This is a genomic window from Candidatus Desulfosporosinus nitrosoreducens (genome assembly GCF_030954495.1).
GTDB lineage: Bacteria > Bacillota > Desulfitobacteriia > Desulfitobacteriales > Desulfitobacteriaceae > Desulfosporosinus > Desulfosporosinus nitrosoreducens.
In genome coordinates, this window is the sequence record NZ_JAVHUW010000068.1 from 24602 (window position 1) to 44289 (window position 19688).

Annotated in this window: 17 protein-coding genes and 2 riboswitches; of the genes, 1 reads left to right on the top strand and 16 read right to left on the bottom strand. The window is 49.1% G+C overall.

Going from position 1 to position 19688, the window contains the following annotated elements; all coding sequences use genetic code 11:
• Positions 1-71: 71 nt before the first annotated feature.
• The 12 genes from REC12_RS18685 to REC12_RS18740 form a co-directional block, all read right to left on the bottom strand.
• On the bottom strand, positions 72-965 hold the full coding sequence (locus REC12_RS18685) for a Rossmann-like domain-containing protein (protein ID WP_308897106.1): 894 nt from the start codon (positions 963-965) through the stop codon (positions 72-74).
• 35 nt (positions 966-1000) lie between these two features.
• Positions 1001-1741 (bottom strand): Rossmann-like domain-containing protein, encoded by a 741-nt coding sequence (locus REC12_RS18690; protein ID WP_308897108.1) that lies wholly within the window; start codon positions 1739-1741, stop codon positions 1001-1003.
• A 54-nt stretch (positions 1742-1795) separates the two neighbouring features.
• The gene (locus REC12_RS18695) at positions 1796-2896 is read right to left on the bottom strand and encodes an ABC transporter substrate-binding protein (RefSeq protein WP_308897109.1); all 1101 of its coding nucleotides are present in this window, start codon (positions 2894-2896) and stop codon (positions 1796-1798) included.
• 47 nt (positions 2897-2943) lie between these two features.
• Complete coding sequence (locus REC12_RS18700) at positions 2944-3960, bottom strand: radical SAM protein (protein ID WP_308897130.1); 1017 nt, start codon at positions 3958-3960, stop codon at positions 2944-2946.
• 135 nt (positions 3961-4095) lie between these two features.
• Positions 4096-5166, bottom strand: coding sequence for an ABC transporter substrate-binding protein (locus REC12_RS18705; protein ID WP_308897111.1), 1071 nt, complete (start codon positions 5164-5166; stop codon positions 4096-4098).
• A gap of 47 nt (positions 5167-5213) precedes the next feature.
• Complete coding sequence (locus REC12_RS18710; protein ID WP_308897112.1) at positions 5214-5999, bottom strand: ABC transporter ATP-binding protein; 786 nt, start codon at positions 5997-5999, stop codon at positions 5214-5216.
• Entirely contained in the window at positions 5999-7021 is a 1023-nt protein-coding gene (locus REC12_RS18715) for a FecCD family ABC transporter permease (protein ID WP_308897114.1), read from the bottom strand. The genes REC12_RS18710 and REC12_RS18715 overlap by 1 nt, the downstream gene beginning before the upstream one ends.
• Positions 7022-7152: 131 nt before the next feature.
• The gene (locus REC12_RS18720) at positions 7153-8175 is read right to left on the bottom strand and encodes a methyltransferase (protein ID WP_308897115.1); all 1023 of its coding nucleotides are present in this window, start codon (positions 8173-8175) and stop codon (positions 7153-7155) included.
• Between the two features lie 123 nt (positions 8176-8298).
• Positions 8299-9357: an ABC transporter substrate-binding protein gene (locus REC12_RS18725; protein WP_308897132.1), complete on the bottom strand. Its 1059-nt coding sequence runs from the start codon at positions 9355-9357 to the stop codon at positions 8299-8301.
• A 25-nt stretch (positions 9358-9382) separates the two neighbouring features.
• Positions 9383-10426 (bottom strand): class I SAM-dependent methyltransferase, encoded by a 1044-nt coding sequence (locus REC12_RS18730; protein ID WP_308897117.1) that lies wholly within the window; start codon positions 10424-10426, stop codon positions 9383-9385.
• Between the two features lie 69 nt (positions 10427-10495).
• On the bottom strand, positions 10496-11305 hold the full coding sequence (locus tag REC12_RS18735) for an ABC transporter ATP-binding protein (RefSeq protein WP_308897119.1): 810 nt from the start codon (positions 11303-11305) through the stop codon (positions 10496-10498).
• A complete protein-coding gene (locus REC12_RS18740; RefSeq protein ID WP_308897120.1) occupies positions 11305-12357 on the bottom strand; it encodes a FecCD family ABC transporter permease in 1053 nt (350 codons plus the stop codon). Before REC12_RS18740 ends, REC12_RS18735 begins: the two co-directional genes overlap by 1 nt.
• A gap of 80 nt (positions 12358-12437) precedes the next feature.
• A riboswitch (molybdenum cofactor riboswitch) is annotated at positions 12438-12568 on the bottom strand.
• A 280-nt stretch (positions 12569-12848) separates the two neighbouring features.
• Positions 12849-12982: riboswitch (molybdenum cofactor riboswitch) on the bottom strand.
• A gap of 409 nt (positions 12983-13391) precedes the next feature.
• On the opposite strand from REC12_RS18740, the gene REC12_RS18745 reads away from it, so the two are divergent.
• Positions 13392-14255: a hypothetical protein gene (locus tag REC12_RS18745; RefSeq protein ID WP_308897122.1), complete on the top strand. Its 864-nt coding sequence runs from the start codon at positions 13392-13394 to the stop codon at positions 14253-14255.
• A 188-nt stretch (positions 14256-14443) separates the two neighbouring features.
• Here REC12_RS18745 and REC12_RS18750 read toward each other — a convergent pair whose 3' ends face one another.
• The 4 genes from REC12_RS18750 to REC12_RS18765 form a co-directional block, all read right to left on the bottom strand.
• Positions 14444-16009: a YifB family Mg chelatase-like AAA ATPase gene (locus REC12_RS18750; RefSeq protein WP_308897124.1), complete on the bottom strand. Its 1566-nt coding sequence runs from the start codon at positions 16007-16009 to the stop codon at positions 14444-14446.
• A 315-nt stretch (positions 16010-16324) separates the two neighbouring features.
• On the bottom strand, positions 16325-18160 hold the full coding sequence (locus tag REC12_RS18755) for an ATP-binding protein (RefSeq protein WP_308897134.1): 1836 nt from the start codon (positions 18158-18160) through the stop codon (positions 16325-16327).
• Positions 18160-18849, bottom strand: a complete 690-nt coding sequence (locus tag REC12_RS18760) for a response regulator transcription factor (protein WP_308897126.1) — start codon at positions 18847-18849, stop codon at positions 18160-18162. The genes REC12_RS18755 and REC12_RS18760 overlap by 1 nt, the downstream gene beginning before the upstream one ends.
• Before the next feature lie 102 nt (positions 18850-18951).
• A complete protein-coding gene (locus REC12_RS18765; RefSeq protein WP_308897136.1) occupies positions 18952-19308 on the bottom strand; it encodes a YraN family protein in 357 nt (118 codons plus the stop codon).
• Positions 19309-19688: the final 380 nt, after the last annotated feature.

Sequence of the window (19688 nt, forward strand, 5' to 3'; positions counted from 1 at the left end):
AAGGCTGGAACCCTCCCACATCACGCTTTGACCCTGGTTTTGGTTCAGCCGCTATTGGAGGTCCTCATTGTTCAGCTCTCATCCTTGGATCTTCTGATGACCGTTCGATCTGCCGATTTGCCAAAGAAATGGTAGCCGGAGCCGGCCTCGGCCAAAAGATCCAACAAATCATCGGGATGGGTCACGGAAATTCCGCCCAAAATATCCACACCGCGTTGGAAAAAGGCCTCGGGCATTAAGCTCGCCGTCGGTCCGACGACGGCAATCTGAGCTGTCGGTTTGGCCAACTGCAGCAGGTTGTCCAAGGTATCGTTGATCAAGGTTGTACCCGTGATCACTAAAACATCCGCTTGAGGTATGAACTCGGCGGCCCGGCTGCCGTGCGCGTAAAAAGGCATCTCGTCGGCTTTGAGAGTCGAGGGGTCCATCTCCAGAACGGTGAACGGCTTGGCACGCTTTTTCAGTTTCTTGAGAAAAGGCGCGAGGGCCCCGACCACGACAACATAAGCTTCTTCAGGAATTTCTACCACATCCAGAGCATCAACGTTGCTCTGAACCTTATAATCTTGGGGCGGGGATTTTTGCCAGCAGGTTTCGCTCAGGGCGTTAAGCACCGCTATGCCGATAGCCTTGCGCAAAGAATTACTTCCGGGGATCTCCTTAAGCAGCTCCAGAACCGGCGCACCCTTTAACCGTCCGGAGTTCGGCATGGCCCTGGCTGAGCTCGGGCAGCAAACTGCTTCCGGAATCGTTTTAATCGGGGTGAAGCAAATCCCGCCCACTCCATTGCTCAGCTTAACCCCCGTAAAGAACAAGCCGATAACGACCCGCTCCAAAGTAATTTTGGCGATGTCCCCACCTAAAATAGACTGAATATGCTCCTGGGTTTCCCGCAGGATAGCTCCCGGGCCTAAATCCAATAAAGCAAATCCTTCCCTCCGCTCTTTTAGCTCTCCGGTTTCCATGATTTCCTCCTCTCTGCCCTTAAGGCACCCACATTCTACCCCCTGGTAATCATGACCGACGGGGCATAGGGTTTGAAATCGACGGCCATGCCGCCCTCCCCGACCAAGTTTCTGACCATACCGGGTTCTACCACCATAGTCCCCCACAAAACATCGACGCCATAATCGAAAAGCAGCGGCGCCAAAGGAGTGCTGGGCCCCCACACTACGGTAAAGGCCTGAGGGCAGAGTTCCAGCAGGCGCGGCAACGTCTTATTCTCCAGGGAAGTTGCCGTGATGAACACAAAATCCTGCTCCGGCAGAAGGTATTCGCAAGCCGGGTCAGGATAATCCCCGGGTTGAAGCCGGCGCTCCAGAACAGAGAGCTGACAGCAATCCGCGAATCTTTCCACACCCGGAAGATGACCGATAGCCGCCACCTTTTTACCCCGGAAAGATTCTTGAAAGTAATCGAAGGCGCCGATTTTAGGGGAGTCATCCCACAACCGATACCTCAATTTTTCTACACGGCCCCTGATGTTAAGCACCGAGTTGAGGGCTGCCAGACCCAGGGCCGCCTCATGCAGATTCCAGGACTTCACGTATTCCGCAAGCTCGCGAACCGGCATACCGGCCATTTTTCCCGACAGGGTAACTGTGCGGGAACCCTCCAAAGGCGTCATGGCCAGCCCGATCGTCTCGGAGCGGACCAGCGTCCAGTACAGGCCAATCAGGCATTCCTCCACCCTTAGATCGGCTGGAATCAAAGCCAGTAAATCATCATAAAGCTTCCACAAAACTCTTCTCTCCCTCCACTTTGGCACCTTAAATTAAGCTTGAAGCCCGGCTGTCTAATTAGCCGGCGGCAAGAACTTCAAAATTCTGTTCGCTTGATCGTCGGTTAAGGTGTAATTATAAAACTTGGCATAGTAATCTTTAAGCTCCTGAACCATGTTTAAATCCTCAAACAATTCCGGATGCAGGGTCTTGGCGATAAACTCCATGAGTAACGGACCTTCGCTGCTGTAATCCCAAGACATGACGCCATTGGGATTGACAAAGACCTTTTTGTCCTGAACGGCCTTTATCTTGCTCCACTTGGGGTCCTTCATGATCAGGTCCGTATTGTTCACCCGGCCCATGAAGATCACCTCCGGGTTCCAGGCTAAAACCTGCTCCATGGTGACCGTATCCATGATTTCCTTAGGGGTGTTTTTAGTGACCAGGTCCCCGCCCGCCATCTCGATATACCATTCGGTGTAGGAATTCCTGCCGTGAACGGTCAGAGCCTCGGGACCCCTGACATAGTACACTGAGGGTCTCTCGCCGGCTTTAAGCTTTCCTGTGCGCGAAGTCACATAATTGACCTTCTCATCAAGGAAGGCACACCATTGGTCGGCCTTCTTCTTGGCCTCAGGTCCTAAAACATTGCCAAATAACTGTACCTCCCGCTTCTGGAATTCCACAAATTCCTTGGCACTGGTCGGGTTGCCCGAGGTTACTTGAGTAGCGATAACCGGAATCCCGGCCGCCGTCATTTTATCAAGCGGTTGTTTATAATCCCAGAAGAAGACCGCCTGAATCTTTTTATTAAGCAGATCCTCAATATTGGGATCTTGGAACGAGGCTGTAGTCGGTACACTTTTGAGGGCAGGGGCAATTACCGGAGCCCATTTCGAGGAAATCGGCATGGTCAGGACCAGCTTATCAACTTGACCCAGCATCAGCATTTTCTCATAGCCGGGTCCAACCAAAGCGGCTACCCGGGTAATATCAGCCGGTAAGGTCACGGTTCTTCCCGCCAGATCCGTGACCTTAGTTGGTTCGGCCTGGGGTTTGGCGCTGCTCTGAGCGCTTTGCGCGCACCCGGCAAGCAAGGCTGCAACGACCATCACGATGACGATCGGCCCTATGATCTTCTGAGAACTCAATAGCCTTTTGCGGCAAGCCATCACGTTTCACTCCTCATTCTCTCTTTCGGTTTCAGGCAAATCAACCCTCAGTAATTGGGGCACTCCAGCACCACCTTGCGCCCCATTCCCTGGACATAATGTTCGAGTAACGGACGTTTATCCACAATGAATAACTGCTCGGAAATCTGCTTAACCTGTTGACCCGGCTGCGTGCGCGGAATCTTGCGGGAGGCCGTAACCCCTAAAAGCTGGTTTCCTCCGCCTGCCAGGTACCAAAGGGGAATATCGTCACTCTCATTACCGGCGGCCAAACCCAGCTGCACCTCAGGCAGAATCAGCCGGGCAACGGCAACCGTCCTGGCCAACTCCCAGGGGGAACAACGCGGGAGATCCCGGCATTCTGTTCCGGGAAAAGGATAGAACCGGGAGAAGCGCAAGTGGTAGAGCCGCTTAAATTTCTTCAGATAGAAGAGCTGGTTTATTCTGTCCTCGTCGCTTTCTCCCAGTCCAACCAGCATCATGCCCCGTGTCGGCATACCTTCACTTTCGCAAAACTCCAGCAGGTTTTTGCGCCCCTCCAAGCTATCTCCGGGCTTCCGCCGGGCAAACAACTCCTGATTGCTGACTTCCAAAGAACTTGTGATACTGTTAACCCCCAGGCCCTTAAGCTGTCTCACGGTCTCCCTGGTCAGAGAAGGACCCAAATTAACTTCCAGGGCTATAGCGGAGACAGCGCGAATCTTGCGAACTAAGTCCAGTATTTCCTGATCGTACCCCTGGAGATTGGTCCCTCCACTCAAATGAAGTTGCTGCAGCCCTAATCCCTCAATTTCTTTAATTCCCCGTATAATATCCTCGGTGGAAAAAAAACTATCCGTATGATAAGTACAGTATCCGCAGCGCGGAGTTACCCGACAGGGAAATATTCCGGATATGCCCGCCGACCACCATAGTTCCTGACCCAACTGTTCATCCCGAATTCTTGAAGCAGCTTCAAATAGTTTGAGGGCCCTCTCCGGCAATACTGAGGCTTGGAGAATCTCCAGAGCCAGCTCAGGCGTAATTTCCCCGCTAAGGCTTTGTTGCACCAGATCAGTAAACATCACACATCTTCCCCCTATGTTTTCCAATGTTCAGAGTCCTTGCACTTCCCCAGGGCTGCCGGCAATCCGGCCGACCTTCCGGGGGCCTGTGCCCCCGCTCCTTGAAGGTCTCTGGCCTTGGACAATCCTCGCTGCTTAAGAGCCGATAATCTCCTTGATTTGCGCATCGGTCAGATTGGTTTGGAAAAAGTGGCTATAGAAGTAGGAAATTTCTTTCGCTAAGTCTTCCGTCGGCAGGATATTCGGGTACAGCTTGTTCAGTGTCCACAAAATTGTCAGGGGCTGCTCAGTCGTACGGTTGCCCCAAACATGGGCTACACAGGGGATGGAAAATATCTGCTTATTCTTAACCGCGGGAATATTGGCCAGTCTGGCATCGGCCAGGACATCTTTTTTAATGGCCGGATCGGAAAGGATCATCACGTCCGGATTCCATTTCAGCAGATCTTCCAAGGTATAAGTCAGCGATTGGGCTGTTCTGCCGTTATTGGTCACACTGATCCCACCGGCCGCGGGAATCCACCACTCGGCAATGAGATGGGGTTGGGTGTAGGTGGTTATGCTGCCATAGACAACTTTTTTCTTATCTGCTTCCTTGAGGTTTTTAGTCAGATCCTGAGCCTTGGCCACCGTCTTGTCAAAATAAGCCAGATAGTCCGCGGCAACAGCCTGTTTATTAAGCGCTTCGCCCAGCAGGGTGATGCATTTTTTTACATCCTCAGTTTTATCCCAGGACAGGTAAAGGACGTTTTGTCCCTGGGCTGCAAGCTGATCCGTCTCCGCCTTGGTCATAGCCAGACACAGGTCAGGCTTGGTTTGCAAAACCTTTTCCATCAGAATCGCGCCGCTGGCATCCTGAAATACAGGGCTGGTTTTCAGTTGCGGAGCGAATACATATTGATATTTCCAGCGGTCGGTTTTAGTAAAGGACGCCGACATCTCATTGCAAATTTTGCCGCCCTCGCCCAAGGTTTCCACAAAAGCGTTAAGCACCCCGATGGAACCAAAGGTGGCAATCGTTTTAATCTCGGCAGGGAGCTTAACGGACCTGCCCGCCATGTCAACGACGGTGCGTTCGCTTTGGCTGGCTGTTGTCTGCTCCGGGGCCTTCGCCCCGCTCGGCGTGTTCTGCCCGCATCCCGTCAAACTGGCTAACACAAAAAACAAAGTGAGCAGCAGTGCGAGAATCTTTTTACTCGATTTCATGTTTCTTTTCTCCTCTTCTCTTCTTATAATCTTTCTTTAGTCTTTCTTTAATTCATGATTGGAATGCACACTTTAGTTACCTCATTCCGGGGAGGCAGCGTGGCTGTTGTCACACAAACCGGCGTGGCATAAAGCTTGGACAGGTTCCCCGTAGTAACAACATCATCAGGCGTCCCCTGGGCCATAAATAACCCGTCACGCATGAGCACTGCTTTATTGCAGGCCAAAAAGGCATGGTCGGGAAAATGCGAAGTCATTAAAATCGAATAGCCCTCTGCGGCCAGGCTTTTAATGACCCGCAGCATTTTCACCTGGTTGCTGTAATCAAGGCTGGCGGTCGGCTCATCCATGATCATAATTCCGGCCTGCTGGGCCAAGGCCCTGGCCACCAGGACCATCTGCTTTTCGCCGCCGCTCATTTCATTAAACAGAGCCCGGCTCATCGGCAGGATTCCCAACCGCTCCATCGCTTGGTCGGCCAGATCCCGGTCTCTGTTGGTCGGGCGGCCTCCCGTCGCCAGGTGAGTCACACGCCCCATGAGCACAACCTCTCTGGCTTCATAAGGAAAAGCCATCGTGGTAGCCTGAGGGACATAGGACATCATTTTTGCTCTTTTGGAGGCAGACAGCTTAGTTATGTCACACCCATTGATTTCGATGCTGCCGCTCTTCATTTTGTTAAGTCCCAGCAAGCAGCGGAGCAAGGTTGTCTTACCCGTTCCGTTGGGACCCAAGAGGCATAAAATATCCTGGCTGGCCAGGGAGAAGGAAATGTCTTGCAAAATCATTCTCTCCGGGCGGTAACAATAGCTCAGCCCTTTAACACTTAACACTACGACCACCCCTTCTTAACCCTGGACAGCAATAACACAAAGACGGGAGTCCCTACCAGAGCGGTCAGCACACCAAGCGGCAATTCTACTCCCTCGATCCCCCGAATCACATTGTCGATAAGGAGCAAAAATGTTCCGCCGATAAAAAAGGAAGTGACCGCCAGCTTGGAAAAGCTCGCACCGGTGAGCATGCGGGCAATATGCGGCACTACCATGCCAACCCAGCCAACAATCCCGCAGATGCTGACTGCCGCCACCGTCATCAGCGTCGAGCTGACGACGACAATCAGTTTGACCAAAGGAACATTGACTCCCATAGTGCGCGCTTCGTCTTCTCCTACCGCCAGGACGTTAATCTGACTGCGAAAAATATAGATCAGGCCAAGAGATAGGGCCAAAGTCGGCAGCATGATGAGCACATCCTCGTTTTTGCCCTTGCCCAAGCTGCCCATCAGCCAATAGGTAATGGTCGGCAAAGCGTTATTGGTATCGGCCAGGGTTTTCAGAATAGAGAGCAGCGCCTGAAACAGACTCGAAACAACAATCCCCGCTAAAATGAGCACGGTCATCGTATTTCCGCCAAACACATAGGCAATCAGATAAGCGGCTGCCACGGCCGCGATTCCAAAGAGAAACGCCAGCAGTTGAATTTGCCACCAGGAGGCATTGTTGATCATGGCCAGGGCTGCTCCAAAGGCCGCCCCTGCCGAAACCCCTAAAATATCGGGGGAAACCAGCGGATTTTTAAACAGCGTCTGGTAGGAGGCCCCGGAAACCGAGAGTGCTCCCCCGACTAAAATCCCCAGGGCAATCCGGGGAAGCCGTACTTGCAAAACAACCAGGTTGAGGGTCGTATCCCAATCCTGCGGCAAGGCAACAAATTTGGAAATAATGATCTTTAAAACTGTGAGAGGGGATATGGCAAACCGTCCAACCAGAAACGACGTCAAAAACAATACTATTGTCAAGCAGACCAAGGCCACTATTTTTACCGCAAAGTGATCATTGCTGTTAAACCTCAAGACCGTGTTTTCCCTCCTTTTTCCTCATACTCCTGGTGAACGTTGCGAACCTCTTCCTGCTCCTTGCTGCCTAAAGCCCTAACGCACCGGCTTCATAAAGGTTTTAGCGGATTGCGGCCATCCCCCGAACCTTATTTTTTGAGCGCAATATGCAGGCGGGAGGTTCCATAAGCGCTGGGGATTTCCGCTTTGTGGATAATCCTAAAGCCATTCTGTTTAAAGAGAGCGTCAAACTCTTCACCGTGGCAGAGCGGATGCCCAAAACTTTGCACCGCCCGCTCCAAATCCCGTACCCCTGCACCCTCTTCTCCCCTGTCGCAGCCCGGATCGCAGAACCAATGATTGGACACGACTATCCCGCCGGATTTCACGCTAGCGTTCAGCTTCCGGAAAAACTCCGGCAATTGTTTGCGGAATTTATACAGGAGGTGCGCGATGATGGCGATATCAAACCCTGAACCCAGAGGATCGCTCATAGCGTCTCCGCCTTGGGTGGAAATTCTCTCCGTCAGAGCATAGTGTGCAATAAACTCATCCGCCAGGCCAATGACATGCGGTTTATCAAACACCACTGCTTGCAAACCGGGATGGGTTTGGCAGAGAGCAATGGCATAGAGTCCATGGCCGCCACCGATATCGATTAAGGAGCCGGCCCGGGAAAACCCCTCCCAAGCCCTGATGGCTTTCGTTGCCGCTTGCAGCTCTCCATGCAGGGCGCGCTGGGCGATGGCGCGGAGAAATTCCCGGCTGGGCCCGTCGGCAAACCCCATCATCGAGGGCTCTTGAGCTGTGAGAGTGTCTGTCAAATCCGACCATTTGGAAACTTTGCTCCCGGTGTTCCTGAACCAATCTCCCTGATAGCCTAAACCGGAGGAGATCAGAATACTTGAGGCCATCGGGGAATTGGCATAAACATCCCCGGTCTTGAGCAGCAGCTTCATATCCACTAAGGCTTGAAGAAAGCTGCGGCCAAACATCCCGTTGATTCCCAACCCAGCCGTGATTTCCTCCTGCCTGGCAGATCCTTTGTTCTCCAACCAGTCAAACATTTTTAACTCCAGGGCTGTGCTCAGAACCTGATAGGCCTGATAGCCGTTCATAATAGCCTTAAGCTGCTCTATCCCCGAGGAAGCCTCCAGGTCAGTGATCTTCATGTTTCATCCCTCCAATTTTTTGCCGCTCTCAGCGGTTCATGGTTTAAATGAGCGTCTTCCGCCCGTTGCCTTGGGATAAGCATCCGGCTGCAAGCGTGATCTTTAGCTTTAAAGCGGACGGATTCACGCTGAGGCTTGCGGATTGAAGAAAGCCTGAAGTTCTTGACTGCTGAGGGAATAATGGTAAAAGGTCTGATAAAAATCCTTTGTCTCCTGTTCTAAGTTGACATCGGCAAAGGTATCCGGATACAGGGTCTTAGCCAGCCACATGAAGCCCAGAACTGATTCCGGCGAGGGACGGTCCCACCAAAAGGCCCCGATCGGGCATTGATATGTTTGACTATTTTTAAGAGCTTTTAAATTCCCCATTTGGGGGTTTTTCTTTAAATCGTCGGGAGAGATAAACTGGCCTTCATTGCTGCTCAAAATAATCACATCCGGGTTCCATTGCAAAAGCTGCTCAACAGAAATATCCTTGACGTTGCCGATCCCCTGAGCGGCATTTTTTCCGCCGACCGCTGTGATTAAGCTCTGGCCCCAATTAGCGCTTCCTTCAGTGTGCAACGGTTTGCCCAGCATGTAGTATACTGTCTTTACCTGGTCTGAGGGGATTTTGGCAACCCGCTCTTGCAGCATTTGCAGCTTGCCATTCCAAAGTTGCACAAGGGCTGCCGCCTCTTTTTCCTTGTGCAATACCTCACCCATCATGGTAAATTCCTTTTTCAAACCGTCCACCGTCGCCTTACCCGTCAGCACGGTTACCACAGGAATTCCGGCATCCGCCAATTTTTTGTTGCCTGTTGGCGAAGTAACACTTGCCACGACAATGTCCGGCTTCAGTTTGAGAATCTCTTCGACATTCACATTGTCGAAAGAACCGACGTCCGGAGTCTCTTTAAATTTCGGTTCCATAATTTCCAACTGCTTGAAGCTCTTCATTGTAGGCTGGGCGATGATCTTGTCGCCCGCGTTCAAAACGGCAATTTCATTGCTGGCGCCTCCGTAGCAGGTCACCACGATTCTATTGACTTCCGCCGGAATTTTGACGGTTTTACCGGCCATATCGACAACCGTTCTCGTTGCTGGAGGTGGACTATTGGTTGTCTGCGCAGCGCAGCCGCTTTGGACCAGCAGAACCAAGAGAACTGCCAGCAATGCGAGGTAAGATTTCGCCGTCTTCATCACAAATTTTCCTCCATTCATTCCATTACAGGTTTATTTGTATCCTGCCTTCTTTTTGCCCCAAGTGCAGCTTGGATACCCCATAGGTGCTGGGCACATCCGCTTTGCTCAACAGTTTGACTCCTGATTCGGTAAAAAAACGTCCGAAGTGTTCGACGTGGCAAATAGGATGCCCAAAGCTATGGATGGCCTTATCCAGTTCATTAATCCCACCGGACTCGACTTCGCAGCCCGGTCCACAGAACCAATGATTGGAAACCAACAATCCACCGGGGTTTAGGAGGTTTGACATTTTGGAAAACAGGGGAGAAAGCTGCTGGCGATAAGCGTAAAGCTGGTGTACCATGAGAATCACGTCGAAATCAGGCTCCAGCTCAATTTCCAGGAGATTATTGCACGCTTGAACCTTTACTCTGTCAGCTAAACCTTGATCCTCAATCAGCTTAAAAGTGTGAGCGACCCGAAGCGGTTCTTCAAGAATTAAACCTTCCAAACCGTGGTTCTCCTGGCACAAGGCAAGGGTAAACAGTCCAAAAGAACCGCCGATATCCAGAATTTTACGGCTTTGCCGGAATCCCGGCCAGCCTGCCACATGACGTGTCACCGCCTGAAGCTCGCCGGTCAAGGGACGCTTGGCCAAAGCTTGAATGTATTCGGGAAAATCACTGTCATGATACAATGCCGACACTGGATTTTGAGAACGAAAAAGGGAAAGCAGGTCGCTCCAGTCAGATTTAGCTGTCAAGCTCAGCCATTCTCCCTGGTAAGTCTCTTTATCGCTGGTTAACAAGCAGCTTGCCAGAGCAGAATTTGTGTATTGATTGCCTGATTGCACCAGAAAACCCAATTCAACAAGGGATTCCAAATAACCCTTCATGAAAAGGCCATGCAGTTTGACCCCTGCGGATAGTTCTTCCCTGGTACTTCCCCCTGTTTTCTCGAGCCAGTCAAACAGACCCGAATCAATGGCCGTTCTTAAGACCTGGAACGACTTGTAAGCCTTCGTTAAATTTTCGATGACCTCAAGTTTCTCGGGAACTTGTGTGTCCGCCAACTTTTTAATTTCCATCGTTACCACCCTTCCTTAATTGTTCGAAGTTTATTTTAGCTAGCCACTTAGGGCCTCCTTAGCCTCACTTCAAACCCCGGTTTTCGAGCTTTGCAGAGGAACGCACATTCTCACCTCACTGTCTTCCTGGAAATCCGATTTGATTCCGGTCTGAATGATTTTGACATTAACACCGTAAAGTTCTCTCAGTCCTTTTTCGGTAATGACGTCTTGCGCTCTGCCCAATCCGAACAGGCCGCCTTGACTTAAAAGCATGACCTTTGTGGCATAAAAGAAAGCGTGATCAGGAACGTGGGAAGCCATGATGATCGTTAAACCATCACTTGCCAACTGCCTGACCTGAGTCAAAACCTTCAACTGGTTGCCAAAATCCAAAGCTGAAGTAGGTTCGTCCATAACTAAAATCTTCGGTTCTTGGGCCAAAGCGCGGGCGATCAGGACAAGTTGCTTTTCTCCTCCGCTTAATTCCGTAAAAATACGACTCTCCAGATAGGAAATGCCCAGGGTATCAATAGCTTGTTTGGCAATTCTCCTATCCTGCTTCGTGGGAGAGGCAAAATTCCCCAAGTGAGCTGTGCGTCCCATGAGAATCATATCCATAACTCCAAAGGGAAACGAAGTGTTCTGAGCCTGAGGTATGTAGCCAATCATTTGGGCCATTTTAGAGCGCGACCAATTTGCCGAGTTTTGGCCATCCACCAATATTTTCCCTTCAAGGGGCTTAAGCAGGCCAAGAATTGTCTTGAAAAGTGTCGTTTTCCCCGTCCCATTAGGCCCCAAGACGCAAAGAACCTCTCCTGCTTCAAGACTAAAAGAGATATCACTTAAGACAGCCTTTTGGCCATAACCGCATTTGAGAGCTTTTAGTTCAAGGCTCATTACCAACCCTTCCTTCCGCGCAAAAGGATAAGGAAAAAGAACGGGGCCCCAATAATCGACGTCAGAATTCCTAAGGGAATCTCAGCCGAGGTCAGGCATCTGGCCATATCGTCGACCATCAGCATATAAACACTCCCTATTGCGATGGAAACAGGTAAAAGCACTTTGTAATTGGGACCTACGATCATACGGGCTAAATGGGGCACTATCAGACCCACCCAGCCAATCAGTCCACTAATTGCCACCGCTCCGGCGGTCAGCAGCGAAGAACAGATAATTACCGCCAGCCTTAGTTTTCCTGTTTCCAAACCTAGCGTTTTGGCCTCCTCTTCTCCCAGAGACAAAACATTAAGGCGCCATCTCAGCAAATAAAGCGGTATTCCCCCCGCTAACATAATAATGAATGAAGAAATTACGTTTTTCGGAGAAACCGTTGCCAAACTGCCCATCAGCCAAAAGGTTATAGCCGGCAGCTTGTCATAGGGATCAGCCACATATTTAAGGAGAGAGGTGAAGGAGGAACACAGGGTACCTACCAAAATTCCTGTCAGAACTAAGGCTAAGGTTGGATCACGCTTGATCTTGTTGCTGAGCAGATACACGGTCATAACCGTCAAAAGACTGAGGGCAAAGGCGGATATCTGAATCCCCGCGTTGCCCAATGAGAAAAAGATAGCCAAGGCCGCCCCGAGTCCCGCTCCTGAAGATGCCCCTAAAATATCCGGTGACACTAACGGGTTTTTAAACATTCCTTGATAGGCGGCTCCGGCAATGGATAAAGCCGCCCCCACTAACATAGCCGCTACAATTCTAGGCAGCCTTACTTGAAAAATTACCGTATTGACAACACCCTCAGGACCATGAACAAAAGGAAAAACCCTTCCCGCCAAAGCCGAAAGCAAATCAGGTATCGAGATAGGATAACGGCCCAAAGGAAAAGAAAAAATAAACGCTAAAATCGGCAGCAATATTATAAGGATATATACCTTAGATAAACTTTTTTCGCTCTCTGATTTAAGGGACGCTTCTCCGCTCTCGTAGCTAGTCTTCACTTTTGCAAATCCTCCAGACTCAATGTTAATTACACAAAAATAGCTCCACTTATAGAAAGTGGAGCATGCCAAACAAAGGCCCGGCAGGCCAGCCACCTCCTTTTCAATAGTGAAGGCATATCCGTTTCCGGGTATACCCTGAGAGCTTCAAAGCCCTGGCCGGTAACCATAGATTTCTCTTTAGGTCAATACGGCTCGGAGTTAAGACCTATAAGCATAGCCGGCAAACCATGGTTGGGGGAAAAAGCCACAATTATTGCCAGCATTGCTGCTTTTTAAAATACAGACGAGAAATTTCTCCCTTGATTGCTGTAAACAACATGCCCCCTTTCTTTAAATGCTTCCTAAATGACAGATAAAGAAAACTTAAATGGTGAAGGCGGCTGCTTAGTTGTTTTTATGCTTAGAAAGTATACAACGCAGGTTTATACCTTCCTAAGCAACAAAAATAAGCTTCCTAAAAAAAGGGAGCTCTAATAGACCGGTGTTCCAGTCTGGTTTGCGCTACTCCTTTTCAAAACGTGAAGGCATCCTCGTTTCCGTGAATACCCTGAGGACCTGAGGTCCTGTCCAGCGACCATGGATTAACTCTTTAGGTCATTCTGGCTCGGAGGTTAATTATTAGGTTTTCCGAATTTTGGAATAAAAAGTCCAAATTACACTGTAATTATACCTATGCCACATTACATTAGCAATATACTATTTCACTTTTCATAAAATTATGAGCATAGGTTTGCTCTGATTGTTTTAAACGTAATATCTCTTGACTCCATTTTCAGGGAATTTTCAGTTAACACTTAGAGGATTTTAAGCTAATGTTCAGTTCTATTTAAGTTGGAGGCTCTAAAATTAAATTGTATTCAGAACAATTTAGGAAAGGAGACGAAAACTATGTAGGTTTAATATCCAAAGGAGTTCATGAGCCCACAACTCAGCTAATACATAAAAAAGACGGCTCTCCGTTCTCAAATAACTTTTTAATTTGCTTAATTTTTTACGCAGAGAAAGATTAGAATTTAAAAAGGAGGCTCCCTATGAAAAAGACGAAACCTCTTATGGTATTTGGCGCAGTATCACTTATCACTCTTCTAACTGCGTCAACTGCCTTTGCCATGGCTCCCAGTGATGATCACTCGAAACATTCCCAAGTTCACCAAACCGTTGGTCAAAAGGATTCCAGTAGATTTATAAGCGGCCTGGATAGTTTGGTAACTTCAGGAACTATTACACAGGATCAAGCAGATGCTATTCAAAGCGCCCTTAATGACGCAAAACCTACTCAAGATCACCGAGGCAATTCCGGTCTCACTTCAGTCCTTGACAATTTAGTTTCTTCAGGCACCCTCACTCAAAGCCAAGAAGAGGCCGTTCTGAATGCTCTTAAACCCCCTACCCCACCGGATGCTCAAGACACTGGGTTAGCAAATACTTCTGACAATTCGCTAACCCAGGATGAACAAGCTCCTTTTGGCTTTACTTCCCTCCTTAATAGCCTGGTTTCTGACGGTACCCTTACTCAAGCCCAAGAAGAAGCCGTTCTGAATGCCCTCCAGCCAAGTACTCCCCCTGAGGGTGAAAACCTTGGACCGACAAATCCGTTGGATAGCTTAGTAACTTCAGACACGCTTACTCAGGATCAGGAAGATGCTATTCAAAGCGCTCTCTCCGCAGCTATGCAGCCCCCGTCGGACAACAGTGGCTTAACAACCGTTCTGGATAGCCTGGTAGCCTCAGAGGCTCTCACTCAAGAACAAGAAGTTGCCATTCAAAATGCTCTTGCGCCGGCTCTACCTTCAGAAGAGGATAACAACAATTTGGAAACCGTACTTGACAGCCTAGTATCTTCCGGTACAATTACACAGGCTGAAGAAGCAGCAATTCTAAATTCTTTGGATTAACCCAGTATTTAATATCTCTTAATAAATTTAGCCCTCCGGTTTTTATGAAACACCTCCTTGTCGAGTAGACTGTGGAAAAAATAAAAATGCCACCAATCATTGCGGGATTGGTGGCATTTTTATTTTGCCAAAGCGTTCAGGTATTGTCCCTATTCGAATAGCTTGATATGTCCCGATTAGCTCCGAAACTACATCTGCAACCGTTTATCCAGGGTGCGATACTGTATCGCCTCTGCTAAATGCTCAGGCAGAACATCGTCGGACCCTCCAAGATCAGCCACCGTACGAGCTACTCTTAGGATTCGGTCATGAGCACGGACACTTAAGTGCTGACTGTCAAAAATCCGCCGCAAAAGGGCCTCTCCACTCTGGGTTAGCCTGCAAAATGTTTGGGTTTCTTTTGCCGTCATCTCGGCATTGGTTTTTGTCAGTCCCAGACGTGCCCATTGCCTTTGGCGAGCGGTCATTACTCTCTTCTCCACGATACTGGAAGGTTCGTCTTTCTGACTATTGTTCTTTAACTCCGAATAATTCAGCCTTGGCACTTCAACGTGCAAGTCAAAACGATCCAATAAGGGTCCGGAAATTCTGCCGCGATAATTTTGAATCTGCGTAGGTGTACAGCGGCAGACTCTGCCCTGATCACCAAAGAAACCGCAAGGACACGGATTCATACTTGAAATAACGCTGACGTGGGCAGGGTATGTAATACTGCCCGATTGGCGGGTTATCGTCAATTCCCTGTCTTCCAAAGGCTGACGGAGGCACTCCAAAACTTCACGTGAAAACTCAGGGAGCTCATCCAAAAATAAGACACCGCAATTTGCCAAACTTAATTCCCCCGGGCGCAAATCCCGTCCACCGCCGATCATCCCCACCTTGGTGATCGTATGGTGCGGACTGCGAAAAGGGCGGTGTTGCACCAGCCGGCCATTGCAGGTGAGCAGGCCGCAGCTGCTGTAAAGCTGGGTAACCTCAACACTCTCGGCCTCGCTCAGTTGCGGCAGTATCCCTGCGTAAGCCTTGGCGAGCAGTGTCTTACCTGATCCCGGCGGACCTACCAGGATGACGTTATGTCCCCCCGCAGCGGCGATTTCCAGCGCTCGTTTCGCCTGCTGCTGACCCCGAATATCTGTCCAGTCAACTTGCCGTTCAGGGGATACTTCTTCAGCTTGAGCAAATTGCACTGGCATTTCATCTTCAACGTTGCTTTTTCCCTCTAATCTTTGAACCATCTGCCTCAGGGTTGAGGTGCCGTGGCTTTCTATCCCGGTTACAAGACGGGCTTCGGCAAGATTTTCCCAAGGAGCTATCAGGCACAGCTCCTTGACTTTCTTCTCCTGTACGTCGGCTTGCTGATTATTCCGCTGAAGAGTAAGGGCCATTGTCAGGATACCGGGAACAGGCCGCAGAGATCCTTCCAAAGACAATTCACCCAGGAACACGTAGCGGTCAAGGCCGGTACAAAGGCATTGTCCCGTGGCCGCAAGAATTCCCAAAGCAATCGCCAGGTCAAGACCTGATCCTTGTTTGCGCAAATCTGCGGGTGCCAAATTCACGGTCACTCTCTGCAAAGGAAACTGATAGCCGGAGTTTCGAATCGCTGAACGGACTCGATCTCTGGCCTCTTTAACTGCTATATTAGCGAGACCTACGAGCTCGAAGCTCGGCAGACCGTTGGAGACATCAACTTCCACACAAATTAAGTGAGCCTGTAAGCCAAGAACGATCATACCATAAACTGAGGCGAACATCGATCATCTTCCCCCTAAGAAAGAAAATTTGTTGGCGCAGTTGTTACACTCCCCAATAAAGAAGACTTGATTCAGGTGGAGTTTTAACTCCATCTGAATCTTAGTCGCACTTATCCAGGGACTTAGCCGCTTTTAACTCACCGCTTGCCAAAGCAGGAGTCTTAGAGCGAATTAGTCAGCGGATAAATTGAGGCAGCTTGCCGTCCGGTTTAAATAATTTTCAGAACCTCGAAGTTTCAGTTCTTAAAAACCGGGTATAGAGAAAATGTTCGCCCAAATTTGTGGCATTCCTTCATAAATAGTCCAAAATATGGTTTATTTTTCTACAGTCACATTATTAGGCTCTTTGGGTAAAGTAATCCAGAAAGTTGTCCCTTTTCCCATATCGCTTTCCACCTTGATGTTTCCTCCATGGGCCTCCACAATTTGGCGGACAATCGCCAAACCGAGACCCATTCCTCCGTCTTTGCGCGAACGTGCTTTATTAACTCTAAAGAAGCGGTCAAAGATATAGGGCACGGCTTCTCGCGGAATCCCCTCTCCTTCATCTTGAATAGCAAAGCGCACCTGATTTTCTTCAGTTTCAAAAAGGACCCGCACTGCTTTGCCGGCTGGCGTATGACGCATGGCATTATCTAGAAGATTAATAAAGACCTGTAAGAGACGATCCGGGTCGGCGATGATTTCTCCATTTCCCTTGGCTATTTCCAAAGTCAAGCCTAAATCATGTGCCCTGCCCTGGAAACGCTGGTAAACTTCATTTAAAAAACTCTTCAAATCTAAATTAACAGGCTGCAAACTCTGCCCTCGTTCCAGCCAATTAATATCTTGCAGATCTGTTACCAGTCGGGCCAAGCGCTTTGCTTCTTCCAAAACAAGTTCGATGTACTCGCCACGCTGATTCTGTGGAACAACATCATCCTGAATCGCTTCCAGGTATCCCTGGATAAGGTGAAGAGGAGTTCTCAGCTCATGGGTTACACTCGCCAAAAACTCACGCCGCGCCTTTTCCGCCCGTAGAGAAGCCGTTATATCCCTCATGACAGCAACATATCCGCGGAAACCCTCCGTCTCAGCCATTGGGGCCATCACGACCTGCAATACCTGGATACCCAGGTTGAACGTCGCGTAATTTTCACTGGGGTCCGGATTTTGACTCATACTTTGCAGAAAGCTTTCGATCTGATTCTTGCGCTCCGACAGCTCAACGTCATGCTCCTGCCACAATGCTTTAGCCGTATCATTGGCATAAAGTATATTGCCATCCGAACCGAGCATGACCACTGCGTCGCTGATGCTTTCCACAATCCCTTGCAGCAAATTCTTTTCCTGGGAAAGCCATTCCATATGGTTTTTTAAGCTTTCGCCCATGGAATTGAGAACCTCAGCTAATTCTCCAATCTCATCCTGGCTGGAGACCCCCTGAATCGGCAGAAAATCGCCTTTAGCCATTCTTGAGGCACCTTTTTGCATCAAGGCAAGAGGTCTGGTAACCTGCCGGGCAAAAATGAGGCTGACCACCGTAGCTAAAAAGACAGCGACTAAAGAGGCATAAAAAATCAAACGCCGAAACGTGGCGATACTCTCTTGAATCGGTATTGGAGAACTCCCTAATAAAACGACGGCTTGGACAGGTTTTGATCCCACGGGAGTCGCCGCCAGAAGCATGGTTTGTTCCCCTCCATTGACTGGCAGCGCTTTATTCGAAATAGTATTGCCTGCCAGGACGTCGGCTAAGTTATCATCCGTAAAAAAATCCGAAGGGAGCGGTGTGCGGGACCACCCTCCAAGCAAGCCACCGATTCCTCCAAACTGCCCGCCTATGCCGACACCTTGGGCCTTTGCCGAGGTTGAGCCCGCAATAACTAAAATGTTCCCCTGAGGATCTAACAAAACCAGCTGGGTACCGGAGGTTAACTTAAAAGTTTCCAGCAGGCTGAGCCGTTCACTCCAGCTTGGGACTGTGGCTAATTGAGCTGAGATTTCCGTAGCTTCAGTGCGCAGTGAGTCCAGCTTCTGATGTAAATAAAAATCCCCGAAAAGCCAGGTGATAGTAAGTCCTAGTCCTCCCAAGACCCCAAGTATCAGAAGAGTCATTGCCAGCCACAGTTTTATGGAAATAGTCCACGAGCGTCGTTTCCGTTTGTTCATCAAGTCACCATATCCGGGTCAAATTTGTACCCCACACCCCATACCGTTACCAACATTTTCTTAATACTCGGGTGAGCCAGTTTTTCGCGCAATTTTTTAACGTGGGTATCTACTGTCCGCGCATCTCCATAAAAATCATAACCCCAAACGGTTTCCATCAGTTGTTCACGCGAAAAAACTCTGCCGCGGTTTTTCGCTAAAAAATAAAGCAGGTCGAACTCCAGGGGGGTCAGGTTAATTACCTCATCACCGATTGTAACCCTGTGCCGTTCTTTGTCTATGCTGAGTAAGCCTGCTGTTAATTCTGAGGTCACAGGATGAAGTTGTCCGCTTGACCGGCGCAGCAGTGCTTTAACCCGGGCAACTAATTCCTTTGTGCTAAATGGTTTTACTAAATAGTCATCCGCACCTAATTCAAGGCCTAACACGCGATCGAACTCTTCGCCGCGTGCCGTCAGCATAATAATCGGGATTGCCGAAGTTTCTCGAATTTCCCGGCAGACACGCCAACCATCAATCTCAGGCATCATCAGATCTACGATCAGCAACGAAAATTGACCCGCTTTAAACTTAGCTAAAGCAACGCTGCCATCTTCCGCCTCTTCGACAGCATAACCTTCGCGTTCAAGATATAATCTGACCAAACTTCTGATTCTTTCTTCATCATCAACAATTAAAATTGGATCCACTTTGTAACTCCCCTTTGACAGCCTTTATCAAGACATTTCTTGGAATTCGCTATTAGTCTACCACGTATTCATGGTTATTTTGTGAAAAAATAATGAAGAATATTATAATGCTCCTTTAATCCAAATTATCTCAGGGTTATTTTCCAGCCAACGTATGGCAATTACATCAAATCTTAAGTTCGGCCAGGTAGTGTAGCCGCATTGCAGCACATAGTAGGCTGCAATTGCTTTAAGACGCTGTGCTTTATGATAGCTTATGCTTTCTTCCCCCCATCCTCTAAAGGAGGAGCGGCGGGTCCTGACCTCTATGAACACCAATGTTTCGTGCTCCCGGGCAATAATATCCATTTCTCCCTTTGGGCAGCGGTAATTCCGGGCGACGATTTTTAATCCTGCTTCTTGCACTGAGCGAGAAGCGAGTTCCTCGCCGGATTTGCCTAAACAATTATTATTTCCGATGTTTGATCAGCTCCCTCTCCGCAGCGGTTATAGTTTAATTCTTCAGCTTATGGAGATTTCCTTTTATTTTTAGGTGACATTGTTCTAAAAGCTTTGGCTGATGATATGTGTTCCTGTTGCACTTCAACATGACCTTTGGAACGGTATCCGCCGGAAACTAATAAAGACAGGCTCTCAGCAACCTGAAAGCCTGTCTTAGCCGTACAATTATCCAAATGTTAGTTATACCCGATGATAGGAGTTTACTGCACCAAACTCTGAGCGGCAGTGATGGCCATCTGCGCCAGAGGCGTCGGGTAAATCCCAAGCACAATCGTAATGATGAGAGAAAACAGCATCGTGAACTTAACAGCTCCGTGGACCGGAACGTCAGGCAAACC